This is a genomic window from Breoghania sp. L-A4 (assembly GCF_003432385.1).
Lineage (GTDB): Bacteria > Pseudomonadota > Alphaproteobacteria > Rhizobiales > Stappiaceae > Breoghania.
Map to the genome: position 1 here is coordinate 4,458,288 of NZ_CP031841.1, position 16,785 is coordinate 4,475,072.

General features: G+C 67.2%; 13 protein-coding genes and 2 pseudogenes. 9 read left to right on the forward strand and 6 right to left on the reverse strand.

Annotated elements, in window-relative coordinates; all coding sequences use genetic code 11:
- Positions 1-5 precede the first annotated feature (5 nt).
- Together D1F64_RS20405 and D1F64_RS20410 are read left to right on the forward strand one after the other, a co-directional pair.
- Positions 6-806, forward strand: a complete 801-nt coding sequence (locus D1F64_RS20405) for a creatininase family protein (RefSeq protein ID WP_117413924.1) — start codon at positions 6-8, stop codon at positions 804-806.
- A gap of 315 nt (positions 807-1,121) precedes the next feature.
- Positions 1,122-2,092 (forward strand): annotated as a pseudogene (locus D1F64_RS20410) (transposase).
- A 108-nt stretch (positions 2,093-2,200) separates the two neighbouring features.
- Here D1F64_RS20410 and D1F64_RS20415 read toward each other — a convergent pair.
- A complete protein-coding gene (locus D1F64_RS20415) occupies positions 2,201-2,626 on the reverse strand; it encodes a glyoxalase superfamily protein (RefSeq protein WP_162901681.1) in 426 nt (141 codons plus the stop codon).
- 348 nt (positions 2,627-2,974) lie between these two features.
- Here D1F64_RS20415 and D1F64_RS20420 point away from each other — a divergent pair, with 348 nt between their 5' ends.
- Positions 2,975-3,382: a D-Ala-D-Ala carboxypeptidase family metallohydrolase gene (locus tag D1F64_RS20420; protein ID WP_117413925.1), complete on the forward strand. Its 408-nt coding sequence runs from the start codon at positions 2,975-2,977 to the stop codon at positions 3,380-3,382.
- 202 nt (positions 3,383-3,584) lie between these two features.
- Here D1F64_RS20420 and D1F64_RS20425 read toward each other — a convergent pair whose 3' ends face one another.
- Positions 3,585-3,944 carry an ArsC family reductase gene (locus D1F64_RS20425; RefSeq protein ID WP_117413926.1) on the reverse strand — a complete coding sequence of 120 codons (360 nt, stop codon included), beginning with the start codon at positions 3,942-3,944 and terminating at the stop codon, positions 3,585-3,587.
- Between the two features lie 92 nt (positions 3,945-4,036).
- Positions 4,037-5,419, reverse strand: a complete 1,383-nt coding sequence (locus tag D1F64_RS20430) for an FAD-binding oxidoreductase (protein WP_117413927.1) — start codon at positions 5,417-5,419, stop codon at positions 4,037-4,039.
- A 196-nt stretch (positions 5,420-5,615) separates the two neighbouring features.
- Here D1F64_RS20430 and D1F64_RS23625 point away from each other — a divergent pair, with 196 nt between their 5' ends.
- Genes D1F64_RS23625 through D1F64_RS20440 form a run of 3 tightly spaced genes read left to right on the forward strand, consistent with a single transcriptional unit; the run spans position 5,616 to position 9,891 of the window.
- Positions 5,616-6,113: a hypothetical protein gene (locus D1F64_RS23625; protein WP_162901682.1), complete on the forward strand. Its 498-nt coding sequence runs from the start codon at positions 5,616-5,618 to the stop codon at positions 6,111-6,113.
- Complete coding sequence (locus tag D1F64_RS20435) at positions 6,074-7,552, forward strand: adenylate/guanylate cyclase domain-containing protein (protein ID WP_162901683.1); 1,479 nt, start codon at positions 6,074-6,076, stop codon at positions 7,550-7,552. Before D1F64_RS23625 ends, D1F64_RS20435 begins: the two co-directional genes overlap by 40 nt.
- Positions 7,549-9,891, forward strand: coding sequence for a heavy metal translocating P-type ATPase (locus D1F64_RS20440; RefSeq protein ID WP_117413929.1), 2,343 nt, complete (start codon positions 7,549-7,551; stop codon positions 9,889-9,891). The genes D1F64_RS20435 and D1F64_RS20440 overlap by 4 nt, the downstream gene beginning before the upstream one ends.
- 175 nt (positions 9,892-10,066) lie before the next feature.
- On the opposite strand, the gene D1F64_RS20445 is transcribed toward D1F64_RS20440, so the two are convergent.
- Positions 10,067-10,405: a hypothetical protein gene (locus tag D1F64_RS20445; protein WP_162901684.1), complete on the reverse strand. Its 339-nt coding sequence runs from the start codon at positions 10,403-10,405 to the stop codon at positions 10,067-10,069.
- 181 nt (positions 10,406-10,586) lie between these two features.
- Here D1F64_RS20445 and D1F64_RS20450 point away from each other — a divergent pair, with 181 nt between their 5' ends.
- Both D1F64_RS20450 and D1F64_RS20455 read left to right on the forward strand, forming a co-directional pair.
- Entirely contained in the window at positions 10,587-12,278 is a 1,692-nt protein-coding gene (locus tag D1F64_RS20450; protein ID WP_117413930.1) for an FAD-dependent oxidoreductase, read from the forward strand.
- Between the two features lie 400 nt (positions 12,279-12,678).
- Positions 12,679-14,510: pseudogene (locus D1F64_RS20455) on the forward strand (IlvD/Edd family dehydratase).
- 16 nt (positions 14,511-14,526) lie between these two features.
- Here D1F64_RS20455 and D1F64_RS20460 read toward each other — a convergent pair.
- A complete protein-coding gene (locus D1F64_RS20460) occupies positions 14,527-15,258 on the reverse strand; it encodes a class I SAM-dependent methyltransferase (RefSeq protein WP_117413931.1) in 732 nt (243 codons plus the stop codon).
- On the reverse strand, positions 15,230-15,715 hold the full coding sequence (locus D1F64_RS20465) for an Rrf2 family transcriptional regulator (RefSeq protein WP_117413932.1): 486 nt from the start codon (positions 15,713-15,715) through the stop codon (positions 15,230-15,232). The genes D1F64_RS20460 and D1F64_RS20465 overlap by 29 nt, the downstream gene beginning before the upstream one ends.
- A gap of 154 nt (positions 15,716-15,869) precedes the next feature.
- Here D1F64_RS20465 and D1F64_RS20470 point away from each other — a divergent pair, with 154 nt between their 5' ends.
- The gene (locus D1F64_RS20470) at positions 15,870-16,742 is read left to right on the forward strand and encodes an isocitrate lyase/phosphoenolpyruvate mutase family protein (protein WP_117413933.1); all 873 of its coding nucleotides are present in this window, start codon (positions 15,870-15,872) and stop codon (positions 16,740-16,742) included.
- Positions 16,743-16,785: the final 43 nt, after the last annotated feature.

The following is a 16,785-nucleotide window of genomic DNA, read 5'->3' on the forward strand; positions in this document are numbered from 1 at the left end:
TCCCCATGCTGCCAAAGCGCTTCTGGCACGAGATGACCACTTTCGACTTCTCGACCAACGACACCAGCGATTGGATCGCGGTGCTGCCGGTCGCGGCGATCGAGCAGCACGGCCCGCATCTGCCGGTGGCCACCGACACGGCGATCGCGCAAGGCCAGATCAAACGCGCGCTGGAACTGATGCCCGATGATCTGCCGGTCACCTTCCTCCCCGTCCAGGCGGTGGGCAAATCCAACGAGCACATCGACTTTCCCGGCACGCTGACCGCCTCATGGGACACGCTGACGAGGATGTGGCTGGAGATCGGCGAGAGCGTGCACCGCGCCGGCATCCGCAAGCTGGTGATCATCAATTCGCACGGCGGCAACGTGCCGATCATCGACACGGTGGCGCGCGAGCTGCGGGTGCGCTTCGACATGCTGGTGGTCGGCACGGCCTGGTCGCGCTTCGGCCAGCCCGAGGGCGTGTTTCCGCCGGACGAATTCACCTATGGCATCCACGGCGGTGACGTGGAGACCTCGATCATGCTGCACCTGAATCCCGAGCTGGTGCACATGGAGAACGCCGAGGACTTCAAGTCCGCGCAGACGCATTTCATCCAGGAGTTCAAGCACCTGCGCGCGCACGGTCCGGCGCAGTTCGGCTGGAAGTCGCAAGATCTCGGGTCCAGGGGCACGGTGGGCAACGCCGCCGCCGCCACCGCCGAGAAGGGCCGCGCCTCGGTCGACCACGCCGCCCAAGGCTTCGTCGAGCTGATGGATGACGTCCACCGCTTCGACATGAGCCGGCTGAAGAGCCGGGAGTAGGCGGGGCTAGCCTCCACCGAACCTCCGAGAGGAGAACCCGGGTCCGACCCGCGACGGGTGGACGCACACCCTCTCCCATGGGGAGAGGGTGGGGTGAGGGGTGCCAATATCAAGGGATGCCCTTGAAGTTCACATCCCCTTGCATGTTGTTTCCAGCGCAAATCGGCGATGATTTGTGCTGGCCGCGTGCGGATGGCCATCCGCACGCGGCCGGATCGACGGGGCCGCGATCCCCTTGGTCGAGACCCGCGGGTGAGCCTGGTCCGCCGATCCCTTTGCGCCTGTTCTGAACAGATGATTGGGAGCCAGACCCGCATGCAAGGCCAGATCCAGCCGCAAACACCCGGCGCACAGCCAGTCTACGTCGGCATCGACGTCTGTAAAGACCATCTCGACATCCACCTGCATCCCCTCGGGCACGGCCTGAGGCTCGCCAACGACCGCGACGGCGTGAGCCGGCTGAAGCGGTTGCTGGCCCGACACGACGTCGCGCGCGTCGTGCTGGAGCCGACGGCCAGCTACCATCGGCTCGTCCACCGCTCGCTGGCCCAGGCTGGCTGGCCGGTGGCGGTCGTCAACCCGCTGCGCGCGCGGCTGTTCGCCGAAGTCCTCGGCAGCCGCGCCAAGACCGACCGCGTCGACGCGAAAATGCTGGCGATCCTCGGCGCGACGCTGGCCCCCCAGGCCACGCCGCCGGCGCCCGAAGCGCTCGAGGAACTGCGGGAGCTGGTGCATGCGCGCGCCGCCGCGACCCAGGAGCGCACCGCGCTCGCCAACCGGCTGACGGCCAGCCACGTCGCCGTCCTCAAGGCCGAGCTCAGGCGGCTGCTGGCCGGCCTCGACAGGCACATCGCGCGGCTGGCCCGCGAGATCGGGCGCCGCATCACCGACGATCCGGGGCTGGCGCGGCGCCAGGCCATCCTCACCTCGATCCCCGGCATCGGCGCCACCGTCGCCGCCGTGCTGATCGCCGACATGTCCGAGCTCGGCCAGCTCGACCGCCACGCCTGCGCCAGCCTGGCCGGCGTCGCCCCCTCGCCAACGACAGCGGCGACATCCGGGGACCGCGCCACATCAGGGGCGGCCGCGCCATGCCCCGCCGCGCGCTCTATTGGGCAGCGCTGTCCGCCGCCAGGTACAATCCCGACCTCGCCGCCTTCTACAAACGCCTGCGCGACAACGCCAAAAAGCCCAAGGTCGCCCTCACCGCCGTCATGCGAAAGCTCATCATCCTCGCCAACACCCTGCTCAAGGAGGACAGACTGTGGACCCCAAAACACGCTTGACCTGAAACACAGATGCTCACCCGGCGCGTTCGCGCCGACCTCTCCCCATGGGAGAGGTACATTCAAGCGCTGCTCGCCCGGGATGACATCGCGTGGGCGAAGAAGCCCCTACACGTCGAGCCGCATGTGCGGCTGTCCGTTGGAGGTGCGCTCGACGGTGACGCCGTCCTCGGTGAGGACGCAGGTCACCCGCTTGCGGTAGGCGGAGAAGCTGTCAAACGTCACCACGTCGACGGGCTCGTCGAAATCGAAGGTGACCCGCCGGTGACCGCTGTCGCCCAGCAGCCGCACGCCGATCACGGTGCCGGTGAAGGGCTGGCCGAGATACCGGCCGCTCACCGTCTCGCCGACGTTCACGGGCCGGGGCTGGTTGCCGACACTGGCGTGCAGGGTGTTCCAGTCGCGATAGCCATACTGATGCGCCAGCATTTCAAGCGCCCGGCCGTGGTTGACCGGAGCGCCGGTGCCGGTGAGCTCAGCGCGCAGGCGTCTGGCCTGCAGTTTCAAGGTCTCGATGGAAGGAAGGGTATTCATCGCATGCCTCACAAGCGTCTGCATGCGGAAAGCGGACGGTGCTCGCATTGCCATCGGACCGCATGACGCAGGACATGGATGGGGCCGTTCAAGGAGAGGATTCACCGTGGACCTTCGCCCGCGAGCGGCAGGGCCTCTCACCCGGCGCCAAGATAGGCACACCCCGTCGGCTTATCAAGAGGGCGCGTGCGGGCGCACCGCAAGCGCGGCATGCGGCTCAAACGTTAACGCCGGAGCGTCTGGTTTCGCCTAAAAAAGCAAATCCTTAACCAGATCTTTCACGACAATTTTAACGGTTTGCGCCGAGCATCGTCCCCGGGGGCCCTTGTGCCAAAATGGTGTGACGTTTTGCGAAACCGGACTTATCCCATCGCCGTTGTGCTGGTCTTCGGACTGGCGCTGTCGGGCTGCGCCTCGGTCACCGGCCTGGGCTGGCTCGGCGGCTCGTCGTCCGCCGTCGCCTACAACGACACGGCCTGGTGCGTGCCGCGCAAGCTGAAGAAGGTGCTCAACCGCGTGGCCGATCGCTACGGCCGGGTGCAGGTGCATTCGACCAAGCGCTGGTGGCTGGAGAACTGGTGGAAGGGCGGCGCGAAACATTCGATGCACCTGGACTGCCGGGCGGTGGACTTCTCCGTGCGCGGCGACCCCGCCTCCGTCGTCGCCTTTCTGAAGGCGCAGCGCGACGTGGGCGGCTACAAATATTATCCCGGCGGACACTATCACATCGACAACGGCCGCCGCCGCACGTGGTGAGCGAGAAGCGTCCAGTTCGTCACAGCACGCGCACCACGCAAGCTGCCCATCCTTCGAGACGCCGCCTTCGGCGGCTCCTCAGGATGAGGATATCGTGTCGATTTTCTTGTGAAACCGCCAACCACTCAACCTCATCCTGAGGAACGAGCGGAGCGAGTGTCTCGAAGGATGGGCCACGGTCCAAAGCGCAGCACCTGTTGTGCTACCCCAGCTCGCCGGCTTCCAGGGCGATTTCCCAGCCGGTCTCGTCGAAACCGATGAGATTGCGACCCCTGGCCTCGAGAATCGGCCGCTTGATCATCGACGGCTCGGCGAGCATCAGCTGGACGGCGGTTTCCGCGTCCGTCACCGCATCCTTGACCTCGTCAGGCTGCTTGCGCCAGGTGGTGCCCTTGCGGTTCAGCACCGTGCCCCAGCCGAACTCCTCGACGAAGGCGCGCAGCCGCTCCTCGTCGACGCCATCCTTCTTGTAGTTGTGAAAGTCATACGCCAGGCCCGCGTCGTCGAGCCAGCGCCGCGCCTTCTTGACCGTATCGCAATTGGCGATGCCATAGAGCTTCATGGCGCGCGTCTCCTCGCATGGGTGTGATGCGCCCAACAAAGACGAGTCGGCCATCAAAATCCAGTCCCGGAGCGGAAGACGCGCCGGCGAAATCAGCCAACAGCGGCTTTCGGGGGGATGGCATCGCCGGTTTCGACCAGCTTGCCCGGATTCATCAGCCCGTGCGGATCGGCCTCCGCCTTGAACTCGGGCTGCGGCGCATCGATCCGCTTCCAGCCCGCGCCGTCGAGGCGGAAGGTGTGCGGATCGGACACGGCGACATCCAGCGCATTGAGCCGGTCGATGATCTTGTAAAGCCGCGTCCGGCCGCTGTAGTGCACCAGCGGCAGACTGGAACAGGTCGCGTGCCCGAACCGGCGCTGGAATTCCAGATGCAGCAGCACCTCGTCGCCGAACTCCTCCGCCACCTGGTCGATCAGCGCCAGGTTGCGCTCATGGGGAAAGCGAAGCTGAAGATAGGTGTAGGCCGGCTCGACACGCAGAGCGTGCAAGGTGGTGTGGTTCCAGGTGTATTCATACAGCGGCGGCATGCCGCCAAGCGCCCGGTAGACCGCGTCCTCGGCGTCCTTCGCGCCGCGCTCGAACACGATCTCGCCGCCAAAATCCGCCGCCAGCTCCGCCATGGCGCCCGCCTGCGGTTCCGCCACCATGACAATCGCCATGGCCCTGCCGTCCGGCACCAGCGGCGCCAGGCGCTTGATCAGCGGCGCAATGCGCGGATCGAACACGGAGACAAGCTTCTTGGCGATCGCATCGGCCGCCGTCAGCGCCTGGCCAAAGGCCGCGGCCTTCGACAGCGAGGGAAAGGTGAGCATGCGCTCGGCCCATGGCTGGCACGGCGCCAGCGGCATGGTGACCTGCGTGATGATGCCGTTGACCCCGTAGGCGTGGATCACCTTCATCACCTCACGGCCGGAAAGCTGCAACACGCGCGGCTCTTCCTCGAGCGTCACCACCTCGACGCCGAGCACCGCGCCGGGATCGGACACCTGGCCCCAGGTGCACGAGCCGACGCCGGCCGCGCCGCCGGCGAGGAAGCCGCCGATGGTCGCGGCCTTGCGGGTGGAGGGGTGCATGCGCAACTCCCAGCCCGTGGGCTTGAGCGCGCGGTCGATCTCCAGCATGGTCGCGCCGGCCTCGATGACGGCGGAGCCGGGCGCTGAGCCGAGCACCTTGTCCATGCCGGCCATGTCGATGACGACACCGCGCTGCAGGGGCACGGCCTGGCCGTAGTTGCCGGTGCCGCCGCCGCGGAGCGTAACGGGAATCCGATGGCGCGCGGCGGCCGCCGCGACACGGATCACATCGTCCTTGTCGCGCGGGCGAACCACCAGATCGGCGACCTTGCCCTCGAGCTCACCGCGCAGAATTGGCGAGAACCAGAAGAAATCCCGGCTCTTGATGCGCACGCTCGCGGCGTCATCCATCCGCGGAATGTCGCCCAGCGCATCGCAGAACGCGTTCAAATCATTCATGCCAACCCCACCCTGCGATATATAACAACGTCATAAAGATGTTTAGCAAGTCCGGACTGAGCGAAACCCGCGGATTCGCGCCGTTTGTGCGGACAAGGTGGCTTGCGATGGCGATGCAACCCCCACATAGTGATGAGCGCCCAGCCACGATGGCGCGACACAACACACGCGGCCCGACACCCGGATGAAACGCCCGATGCCCGAAACCACGTCCGACACGGCTGCCCGGCCGGCGCCCCACGAGAGCCTGACGGCGCCGCACAAGAAGCGCCTGCCGAGTGGCGGCACACTGGACCAGCGGGCGCGTCTGGCCGCCGGACTGATCCTCTTCACCTTCGTGCTCACGCATTTTCTCAATCACGCGGCGGGCAACATCTCGCTGACCGCCATGCAGTACGGACAGGACCTGCGCTACGAGGTCTGGAGCTCGCTGCCCGGTCAGATCGCGCTCTACAGCGCGTTTGCCGTGCATATCGGGCTGGCGCTGTGGAAGCTTGCGCGGCGGCGCACCTGGCGCATGCCCGTCTGGGAGGCGGCGCAACTGCTGCTCGGCCTGGCCATCCCCTATCTGCTGATCGCCCACGTGGTCAGCACCCGCGGCGCGATGAACAGCTTCCACACCTTCGTCGACTACCGCCACGAGCTGTCCGTGCTGTGGCCGGGGCGGCCTGGTCGCAATCGATCCTGCTGCTGATCGTCTGGACGCACGGCTGCGTCGGGCTGCACTTCTGGCTGCGGCTCAAGCGGTGGTACCCTCGGGCGCGCCCGTGGCTCGCCACCCTCGCCATCCTGGTGCCCACGCTCGCGCTCACCGGCTGGATCAACGCCGCCCGGATGGTGGTGGTGACTGTCGGCGAGAAAGTCAGATTCGAACCCGGTCAGCAGGCACAACTGGCCGAGTGGGCGGAAATGATTCGCTGGGCCGCTCTGGCGATCCTGATCGCCGTTCTCGCGGTGCAGGTCGGCCGCTGGCTCCATGACCTCACCCGCCCGAAGGTGACGCTGTTTTACCGCGACGGCAAGACCGTGCTGACCCGGCCCGGGCCGACGCTGCTGGAGATCAGCCGCGCGCACAACATTCCCCACACCTCCGTGTGCGGCGGCCGGGCGCGCTGCTCCACCTGCCGCACGCTGATCCTCTCCGGCGAACACAGCCTGCCGCCGCCGACCAACGCCGAACGCGCGGCGCTGGAAAAGGCCGGGGCGCGCGAGAACGTGCGGCTGGCCTGCCAGATCCGCCCGGTGCGCGACCTGGAGGTGCAGCCGCTGCTGGGCGCAGGGCGCTCAAAGGGAACGCAGACCACGCAGGACGACCGCTTCCGCTGGGGCGTCGAGCAGCAGGTGGCGGTGATGTTCATCGACCTGCGCGGATTTACCAGCGTCGCGGAGCACAAGCTGCCCTTCGACACGGTGTTCATCCTCAACCGCTACCTCGACGGGGCGACCGGCGTCATCCGGGCCGCGGGCGGCAGCATCGACAAGGTGATGGGCGACGGCATCATGGCGCTGTTCGGCGTGGAGTCGGGCGGCGCGGAGGGCGCGCGCCAGGCGCTGCACGCCATCGTCGACCTGGCCGCGGAACTCGAGCACATCAACGCCGATCTCGCCGCCCAGCTCGACGCGCCGCTGCGGCTCGGCGTCGGCGTGCACACGGGACCCGCGATTCTAGGCCGCATCGGGCTGCACGGCCACGCCGGACCGCAGGCCAACATCACCGCGCTGGGCGACACGGTGAACGTCGCCAGCCGGCTGGAGGGCGCCACCAAGGAACTTTCCGCCTTCGCGGTGGTCTCGCAGGACACGGTCGAGGCGGCCGGACTGGGACGCCTGGCGACAGCGCCCGGCGTGGGAATCCACGCGTTCGCGGTGCGCGGCCGCGCCGAACCGCTTTCCGTCCTCGCCTTCCCGACGCGGCGATCATCGCGTCCGGCTTCGACACGCTGGCGCCTGCCGGCAGTCCCGTTCCGGACAACGCCGAGGGCGGCGGCCCAGGTAAAGCGGGCCCCGATGGCGCGCCTGATCCGGCAGGGCACGCGCATCCTTGAGAAAGGTTCCGAGGACGGGCTTGACCTTCCAGTGACTGGAAGGACTATCTGCGCTGAGCACCGTCATCAAAGGAAGTCGCAGCCATGACCGCCGCGCCCACATCCACCTCCAAAACCCTTGCCGACCTGGACATCGAAGTCCCGGCCCCCGGCTCGTGCTGCAGCAAGAACAAGGCCGCGCCGCCGGCGACGCCCGCCCCTGTGACCAGGCCTGGGTCCGAACCCCCTGGCCCGTCTCAGACGCTGCGGCTCGATGTCACCGGCATGTCCTGCGCCTCCTGCGCCGGCCGCGTTGAGAGCGCGCTGAAATCAGTGCCGGGCGTGCGCGATGCGACCATCAATCTTGCGCTGGAACGCGCCGACGTCATGGCGGGGACGACGGTCACTGCCGCAGATCTGGTCGCGGCGGTGGAGCACGCGGGCTACGGCGCCCGGCCGCGCGCCGAGGATCCCGCCGCCCGCCGCGCCGCCAATGAGCGCGCGGAGGCCGAGAACGCGGCGGAGGAACGGCGCACCCTCCTGATCCTGATCCTCTCGGCGTTGCTGACGCTGCCGCTGGTGGCGCAGATGATCGCCATGGTCACGCCTCTGCCTGTGCATTTGTCGCCATGGATCGAACTGGCGCTCGCGACTCCCGTGCAGGTGATCGCCGGCGCGCGGTTCTATCGCGGCGCCTTCAAGGCGCTGCGAGGCGGCTCCGCCAACATGGACGTGCTGGTGGCGCTGGGCACATCCGCCGCCTATTTCTATTCCGTCTTCCGGGTGCTGAACGATGGCATGGCCGCGCAGGAGCATCTGTACTTCGAGGCCTCCGCGGTGATCCTGACGCTGGTGATCTTCGGCAAGCTACTGGAGGCGCGCGCCAAACGCTCCACCACGGCCGCCGTACGCACGCTGATGGCGCTTCGGCCCGAGACCGCGAACCGGCTGGGCGACGGCGGCGTCACTACGGTGGCGGTGTCGGAATTGCGGCTTGGCGATCACGTCCTGGTGCGGCCGGGCGAACGCGTGCCCGTCGACGGCACCGTGGTGGAGGGCGCCAGCGAGCTGGACGAGGCGCTGATCACCGGAGAGAGCCTGCCGGTCACCAAGACGCAAGGATCCGAGGTGACGGCCGGCACGATCAACGGCTCCGGCGCGCTGACTGTGGAAGCCACCGCGCTGGGCGAGGACACGACATTGTCGCGCATCATCCGGCTGGTGGAGAACGCGCAGAGCGGCAAGGCGCCGGTGCAGAAGCTTGTCGACAAGGTGGCGTCGATCTTCGTGCCGGTCGTCGTGGTGATCGCGCTGGCGACCTTCGCCGGCTGGTGGCTGGCGACCGCCGATTTCGAAGCCGCCATGATTGCCGCCGTCTCGGTGCTGGTGATCGCTTGCCCCTGCGCGCTGGGCCTGGCGACGCCGACCGCGCTTGTGGCCGGCACGGGGGCGGCCGCACGCTCCGGCATCCTGGTCAAGGACATTTCCGCGCTGGAAACCGCGGCGCGCGTCGACACGGTGGTCTTCGACAAGACCGGCACGCTAACCGAGGGCCGCCCCGAGGTCACCGATATCCATGCATTCGACGGCAAGACCGACCGGCTGCTTCGGATCGCGGCTTCCGCCCAGATGGCGAGCGAGCATCCGCTGGCGCACGCCATGGTCCGCGCGGCCGAGGCCAAGGGGCTGACGCTCTCGCGCCCGGCCAAGGCGGAGGCGCGCGTCGGCGAGGGACTGGTGGCCGAGGTGGCGGGCGAGCCGGTGGCCATCGGCAACGCGGCGCTGATCGACAGCCTGGGCATCGACCACTTCACCGCCGACACCCTGCGCCGGCAGATGGAGGAACAGGCCAAGACCACCGTCATGGTGGCGATCGCCGGCCGCGTGGTCGGCGTCATCGCCATGGCCGACCGGCCGCGCGACAGCGCCCGCGAGGGCGTCGCGGACCTGAAGGCGCGCGGCGTGCGCGCGCAGATGATAACCGGCGACACGCAAACGGTGGCCCGCGCCATTGCCGACGCGATCGGGCTGGACGACATCGCGGCCGGCGTGAAGCCCGCGGGCAAGAGCACCGCGATCGAAGCCTTGAGAAACAAGGGCGCCGTCGTCGCCATGGTCGGCGACGGGGTGAACGACGCGCCGGCGCTCGCCGCCGCCGACATCGGCATCGCCATGGGCACCGGCGCGGATGTGGCGATGGAGACCGCGGGCATCACCCTGATGCGCTCCGATCCGCGCCTTGTGGCCGCCGCCCTGGACGTGTCGCGCGCCACGGTGAAAAAAATCCGCCAGAACCTGTTCTGGGCGTTCATCTACAACGTTGTGGGCATCCCGCTGGCGGCCGCCGGCCTGCTGTCGCCGGCGATCGCGGGTGCCGCCATGGCGATGAGCTCGGTCTCGGTGGTCACCAATGCAGGGCTTTTGCGGCGCTGGAAGGCGAAGGTGTAAAACAGATCCGTCTTTGCCGGAAACGCGCAGTTTCCTTTTTCTCCCCCTTGAGGGGGAGATGTCGGCGCAGCCGACAGAGGGGGTAATGCGGCAAGCACCGTGGTCGTGGCCTCCCCCCTCTGTCACCCTTTGGGTGACATCTTCCCCTCAAGGGGGAGACAGACAAGAGAGCGGCCTATTCGTGGATCGTGTAGGATCCAAGCGCGCAAAGATCCTGCGTGTCCTCGGTCGTCTCCAGGTCGGAACCTTCCGCGAATTCGAACCGCATGTCGTAGACGCAGACCTCGCGGCCGTCGGCGATGGTAATCTCGATGCTTTCGCCGGGCTCGAGAACCTCGTTGCCGAACACATCCTCTTCCCAGTCTTTCGTGCCCTTTGGCGAGGTGTAGAATTCCGTCAGCACGGAGTTCGTGCCGTTGGTGATGGTGAAGACCAGGTCCTCGGCGTGGGCGGCGACCGGCGCGGCGCACAGAAACGCGGTGACGACAGCGGCACCGATAAACTTCATTGTCATGGGGGTTATTTCCGGCCCACAATTGGGCACGATTCCATATCAGTTCCTCTCATCCTCTGGAACAGGATTCGCGCGGCAGGTCTTCGTTTCCGCGGCGGATCCCGACATCCGGCATCGGGCCGCTCACCAGCGGCCCCAAAGCCGCGCTCCGCTCCCCTCAAAACCTGGTTACGGACCATCCATGCAGCACACAGCGATTCCAGGCACCTGCGACGTGATCATCGCCGGCGGCGGACCCTGCGGGCTGATGCTGGCCAACGAACTGGGCCGGCGCGGGGTGAGCGCCGTGCTGGTCGACCGCAAGCCGGGCACCGCGTTCAACCCGCAGGCCAACGCCACCCAGGCGCGCACCATGGAGCATTACCGGCGTCTCGGCTTCGCCGACGAGATCCGCGCGCTGGGACTTCCCGCCGACTACCCCACCGACATCGCCTATTTCACCCGCCACACCGCCTATGAGCTGGCGCGCTTCCAGCTCCCGCCGGCTGCGAAGGCGGGCGATGTGGCGCGCCAGGGATCCGGCTCGTGGAGCACCTCGGAACTGCCGCACCGGGTGTCGCAGAAATTCGTCGAGAAGGTGCTGCGCGACAAGGCCGAGGCGCTCGACGGGATTTCGGTCAACTACGGCTGGCGGCTGTGCGGCTTTGACGAGTCCGACGACGGCGTCGTCGCCGAGATCGAGCGGGTCTCGGACGGCGCGCGGCACACGGTGACCGGCGCCTATCTGGTGGGCGCGGACGGGCCGCGCAGCCCGGTGCGCCAGGCGCTTGGTTTCGACTATGCCGGGGAGACGGGCGTCGCGCGCGATTTCATGGGCGGCCGCATGCTGGCGGTCTATGTGAAGGCGCCGGGCTTCTACGACGCGGTGCCGCACGCCCGCGCCTGGATGTATTGCACCTTCAACGAGAACCGGCGCAGCTTCATGGCCAGCGTCAACGGGCGCGACGAATTCGCCTTCCACACGCAGCTCAGGCCGGGCGAGGACGAGAGCGCGATCACCGAGGACCGGGCGCGGACCATGTTCCTGCAGGCGATGTTCGGCGAGGACGAAGCCGGGGTGCCGGACAGATTCGCGGTGGAGGTGCTGTCGCATGGCTGCTGGACGGCGGGGCACGCGCTGGTGGCCGACGGATTCCAGCGCGGCCGGGTGCTGCTGGGCGGCGACGCGGCGCATCTGTTCACGCCCGCGGGCGGACTCGGCTACAACACCGCGATCGAGGATGCCGTCAACCTGGGCTGGAAGCTGGCCGCCGTGATCAAGGGCCGCTCCGCGCCGGCGCTGCTGGACACCTACGAGCTGGAACGCCGCCCGGTGGCGATCCGCAACACCGGCTACGCGCGCGGCTTCGCCGAATCGATGGGCAATTTCCATCCCGCGCCTGCGCTGGAAACAGCGACACCTGAGGGCGAAACGGCGCGGCGGGGAGCGGCCGACCATTTCAACGCCCATGTGCGGCGCGAATTCAACATTCCCGGCGTCACCTTCGGCGCGCGCTACGACGGCTCGCCGATCATCGTCTCCGACGGCACCGCGCCGCCGCCCGACAGCGCCAACACCTACACCCCCACCGCGTGTCCCGGCGGCCGCGCGCCGCACCTGTGGCTCGACGACGGCACGTCGCTGTTCGACACCTTCGGCTTCGAATGGACGCTGTTGCGGCTGGGGCCCGGCGCGCCGGACGCGGACGGTTTTGCACAGGCCGCACAGGCCGCGGGCCTGGCGCTCAAAATCGTCTCCGTGGACAGTGCGGAGGCCCGCGCGCTGTATGAGGCGGATCTGGCGCTCATCCGTCCCGACCAGATCGTCGCCTGGCGCGGCTTGGACGACCGCGACGCCGCGGCCGTGCTGCGGCAGGCCGCCGCCATGCCCTGACATCGGACGGGAAACGCTGATTGGAAACCGTTTGGAGAAGCGGTTTCAATTAATAATACAATTGGAATGCGGCCTGCGACGACGTAGGATCGCGGCGCGGAGAAACAACTAGAGCGCTTCGTTGTTAAATTGAACCATTCTGCGGAGATGAATTTTGTCGAGGATCAAGAGGGTCGTCGAAGGCCCTATCGCGGATAGGGCCGAGACGAACGTTGCCGATAATCGGGAAAATTCATCCCGCCCAGTGGGTTGGTCCAAACCGGCCGCCCGCCGCGTCGACAGCCTCCGCCGTAGCACAGGCTACGCCGTTCGCCCGTCTCCTCGCGGATCGATCCCGTTTGGACCAACAGAATTGATTCTATTTAACAACGAAGCGCTCTAGCGCCCCGGGGAGAACACCATGACAACGAACGGCGACGGAAAGAAACTGCTGCGCTCGCAGGCCTGGTTCGACAACCCGGACAACCCCGGCATGACCGCGCTCTATCTGGAGCGCTATCTGAACTTCGGCATCACCCGCGAGGAGCTGCAGTCCGGCAAACCGATCATCGGCATCGCCCAGACCGGCTCCGACCTCAGCCCGTGCAACCGGCATCACATCGAACTGGCCAAGCGGGTACGCGACGGTATCGTCTCATCCGGCGGCATCTGCTTCGAGTTTCCCGTGCATCCGATCCAGGAAACCGGCAAGCGGCCGACCGCGACGCTCGACCGCAACCTCGCCTATCTCGGGCTCGTCGAGCTGCTCTACGGCTATCCGATCGACGGCGTGGTGCTGACCATCGGCTGCGACAAGACCACCCCGCCTGCCTGATGGCCGCGGCAACCGTGAACATTCCCGCGATCGCGCTGTCCGTGGGCCCGATGCTCAACGGCTGGCATCGCGGCGAGCGCACCGGTTCGGGCACCATCGTGTGGAAGGCGCGCGAGCTGCTCGCCGCCGGCGAGATCGACATCGTCGGCTACACCGATCTGGTCGCCTCTTCGGCGCCCTCGGTGGGCTTCTGCAACACCATGGGCACGGCCACGACGATGAACTCTCTGGCCGAGGCCCTGGGCATGCAACTGCCCGGCTCCGCCGCGATCCCCGCGCCCTACCGCGAGCGCGGCCAGATGGCCTATCGCACCGGCAAGCGCATCGTCGACATGGTGCACGAGGACCTGCGGCCGTCCAAAATCATGACGCGGAAGGCCTTTGAGAACGCCATCGTGGTCAACTCCGCCATCGGCGGCTCGACCAACGCGCCGATCCACCTCAACGCCATCGCGCGGCATCTGGGCGTCGAGCTCAACAACGACGACTGGCAGACCCTCGGCCACAAGGTGCCGCTGCTGGTCAACCTGCAGCCGGCGGGCGAGTATCTGGGCGAGGATTATCACCACGCGGGCGGCGTGCCCGCCGTGGTCGCCGAGCTGATGAAGAAGAACATGCTGCCGCATCCGGACGCGCTCACCGTCAACGGCAAGCCGATCGGCGACAACTGCCGCGACACGGAGAACCTCGACGAGAAGGTGATCCGCCCCATCGACAACCCGCTGATGCAGGATGCCGGCTTCATCAATCTCTCCGGCAATCTGTTCGACAGCGCGATCATGAAGACCTCGGTGATCTCGCCGGAATTCCGCAAGCGCTATCTCTCCAATCCCGACGACCCGGAGGCCTTTGAGGGCAACGCGGTGGTCTTCGAGGGGCCGGAGGATTATCACGAGCGCATCGAGGATCCGGATCTCGGCGTCGACGAGCATTCCTTGCTGTTCATCCGCGGCACCGGCCCGATCGGCTATCCGGGCGGGGCGGAGGTGGTCAACATGCAGCCGCCCGCGGCCTTGATCAAACGCGGCATCCATTCGCTCGCCTGCATCGGCGACGGCCGCCAGTCGGGCACCTCCGGATCGCCCTCGATCCTCAACGCCTCGCCTGAGGCCGCCGCCAACGGCGGGCTGGCGCTACTGGTGAACGGCGACCGGGTGCGCATCGACCTGCGCAAGGGCACCGCCAACATCCTGATATCGGACGAGGAACTGGACGAACGGCGCAAGGAACTCGAGGCAGCCGGCGGCTACGCCTATCCGCCGCACCAGACCCCGTGGCAGGAGATTCAGCGCTCCATGGTGGCGCAGTTCGACGAGGGCATGGTGCTCAAACCCGCGGTCAAATACCGTGATGTCGGCAACTCGGCTCCGGCGGTGGGCGAACACGGCATCCCGGGCATCCCGCGCGACAACCACTAGAAACGGCCGGGTCGCGTCACGCAGTCGCGACCCATCCTCGCCACGTGAAGGCGGCGTAGAAGAGCTCAACGCCGGAGAATCCGGCCTCGCGCATGAATTCCGCATCCTCCTCCGGTTCGTAGAGGCAAAGACTCGCCGCAACCGCCTCCTTCGCGGATGCGACCTTGACCGGATCGGCGCCCGAGGCAACGGCGAACGCCATGTAGCGCGACAGCCAGCGCTCGCGCGCCGCCTCATCCTGCGGAAAACTTGAATGGGCGGCCACAAAAGGCGCGCCCGGCGCCAAGCGGCGATGGATCTCACGCAACGTGCGCCGCCGCTCGTCACGATCGAGAAAATGCAAGGTCAGCAGGCAGACCGCCGCGTCGAATGGCCCTTCGGGCGCATCATCGATATAGCCCTCCACCAGCATGGCGCGTTGCGCCTGGGCGCCGAGCGTGCGGCGCGCAAGCCCCAGCATTGCGGCCGCCGGATCCACACCGACAAACCGCCAGCAGGGATACATGGCGGCCAGCGCCTTGAGTTCCAGCCCGCCACCCGCTCCGAGAATCAGAACGCGCGCGTCCCGCGGCGCCTTTTCGGCCAGAAGGAGGCCGGTCATGCGATGCAACGCGTCGAACCCCGGCACGAAGCGCGGCGGGCCTTCCGAATAGCGGGCGACCGCCTCCGGATCGGAAAAATGGGCGGTAAAGTCAACGGCGGCCGGCGCAGACGGGGCGTCAGGGGCGGCGGGTGTCGTGTTCGTCATGGGTTCCATCTTCCAGAGTTGCCGGGCCGCCACGGGCCGCGAATCGGGCATGAAAATCGGCGCTGAGAGCCGCAAGCGTCACATCCCCGAGGCGCGCAAGCAGCAGCGTCTCCATCTCCGCGAACGCCTCCCCGAGCGCCGCGTTCACGGCCTGCTCCACAAGGCATCCGGGCATCTCGGTGCGGTTGCCGATGGCAAGCAGCGCGGGAGAGCCGATGGCGGCGTAGATGTCGCGCAGCGTCACGGACTCCCAATGGGGCTCCAGGCTCCAGCCGCCGCCATGCCCCTTTTCCGAGCGCACGTAGCCGTGCTTTTTCAATCCGCCCATGATCCGGCGGATCACAACCGGATTTGTGCACATGGCGCGCGCGAGGGTTTCGGACGTCACCGGACCGCTGTGTTCGGCCATGTGCAATAGGACATGGAGGATACCTGAGAGGCGGCTGTCTCTTTTCATGTAACTTCAATTATTACATGAAACGACATCCGTCAAGCGCCGGACCATCCGAGGCCTGATAACGATCGACGGCATTGATGGAATTGCACCCTTCCCGGGCGCGCCGAATACGCGCACACTGCGCTGGCGACGGGAAGATGCCAGGAGAACCGACATGTCCAGCGCCGACGACAAGGCCAAACGCTTTCGCAAGCTGCACGAGCGCGACGGCGTTTTCGTGATGCCAAACCCGTGGGACGCGGGAACGGCCCGTATCCTGGCGGCGCACGACTTCGAGGCGCTGGCGACCACCAGCGCCGGGCTGGCCTTCTCGCTCGGCCGGCCGGATTCCGAATGGCGGGTCAGCCGCAACGAGGCGATGGCGCACGCCAAATCCATCGTCGACGCCACCGAACTCCCGGTGTCCGCCGATCTGGAATCAGGCTTCGGCGATACGCCGGAAGAGGTTGCCGAGACGATTCAACAGGCGATGGACATCGGTCTTGCCGGCGCCTCGATCGAGGACGCCAGCGGTGACCCGGCCGAGCCTCTGTACGACATCACGCTCGCGACCGAACGCATCGAGGCGGCGCGCGCGGTCATCGACAAGGCGCAAAGCCCCTTCGTGCTGACGGCGCGCGCGGAATCCGTACTCATCGGCCAGCAGAACGCGCTGGAAAACGCACTGCGCCGCATCCGCGCCTTCGAGAAGGCCGGCGCCGACGTGGTCTATGTGCCCGGCCTGCTGAAATCCATGGACATCCACACCGTCACCCACGCGGTTTCCGTTCCGGTCAATGCGCTGGCGGGCATCGGCGAGAAGCCGCTGACGGTGGACAAGCTGGAGAGTCTCGGCGTCAAGCGCATCAGCCTGGGTTCGGTGCTTTCGCGCGCCGCCATGGGCGCCTTCCTGCGTGCCGCGCAGCAGATCCGCGATCACGGCACCTTCGATTTCGCGCATGACGCCGCCGCCTTCGAGGCCATCACGGAACTCCTGCGGCCGTGGAACGAATCCCGCAGCCGCAGCCGCCGTGGCGGATCGACCTGAAAGCTAAAAATTTCAAGAAGAGACACTGCGGCCAGAGCGCGAA

Bases quoted from the DNA above. Each gene is read 5' to 3' on its own strand.
- D1F64_RS20405 (WP_117413924.1), top strand. From the start codon at position 6: ATGCTGCCAAAGCGCTTCTGGCACGAGATGACCACTTTCGACTTCTCG.
- D1F64_RS20415 (WP_162901681.1), bottom strand. From the start codon at position 2,626: ATGAATACCCTTCCTTCCATCGAGACCTTGAAACTGCAGGCCAGACGC.
- D1F64_RS20425 (WP_117413926.1), bottom strand. From the start codon at position 3,944: ATGAAGCTCTATGGCATCGCCAATTGCGATACGGTCAAGAAGGCGCGG.
- D1F64_RS20430 (WP_117413927.1), bottom strand. From the start codon at position 5,419: ATGAATGATTTGAACGCGTTCTGCGATGCGCTGGGCGACATTCCGCGG.
- D1F64_RS23625 (WP_162901682.1), top strand. From the start codon at position 5,616: ATGCCCGAAACCACGTCCGACACGGCTGCCCGGCCGGCGCCCCACGAG.
- D1F64_RS20440 (WP_117413929.1), top strand. From the start codon at position 7,549: ATGACCGCCGCGCCCACATCCACCTCCAAAACCCTTGCCGACCTGGAC.
- D1F64_RS20445 (WP_162901684.1), bottom strand. From the start codon at position 10,405: ATGACAATGAAGTTTATCGGTGCCGCTGTCGTCACCGCGTTTCTGTGC.
- D1F64_RS20450 (WP_117413930.1), top strand. From the start codon at position 10,587: ATGCAGCACACAGCGATTCCAGGCACCTGCGACGTGATCATCGCCGGC.
- D1F64_RS20460 (WP_117413931.1), bottom strand. From the start codon at position 15,258: ATGACGAACACGACACCCGCCGCCCCTGACGCCCCGTCTGCGCCGGCC.
- D1F64_RS20465 (WP_117413932.1), bottom strand. From the start codon at position 15,715: ATGAAAAGAGACAGCCGCCTCTCAGGTATCCTCCATGTCCTATTGCAC.
- D1F64_RS20470 (WP_117413933.1), top strand. From the start codon at position 15,870: ATGTCCAGCGCCGACGACAAGGCCAAACGCTTTCGCAAGCTGCACGAG.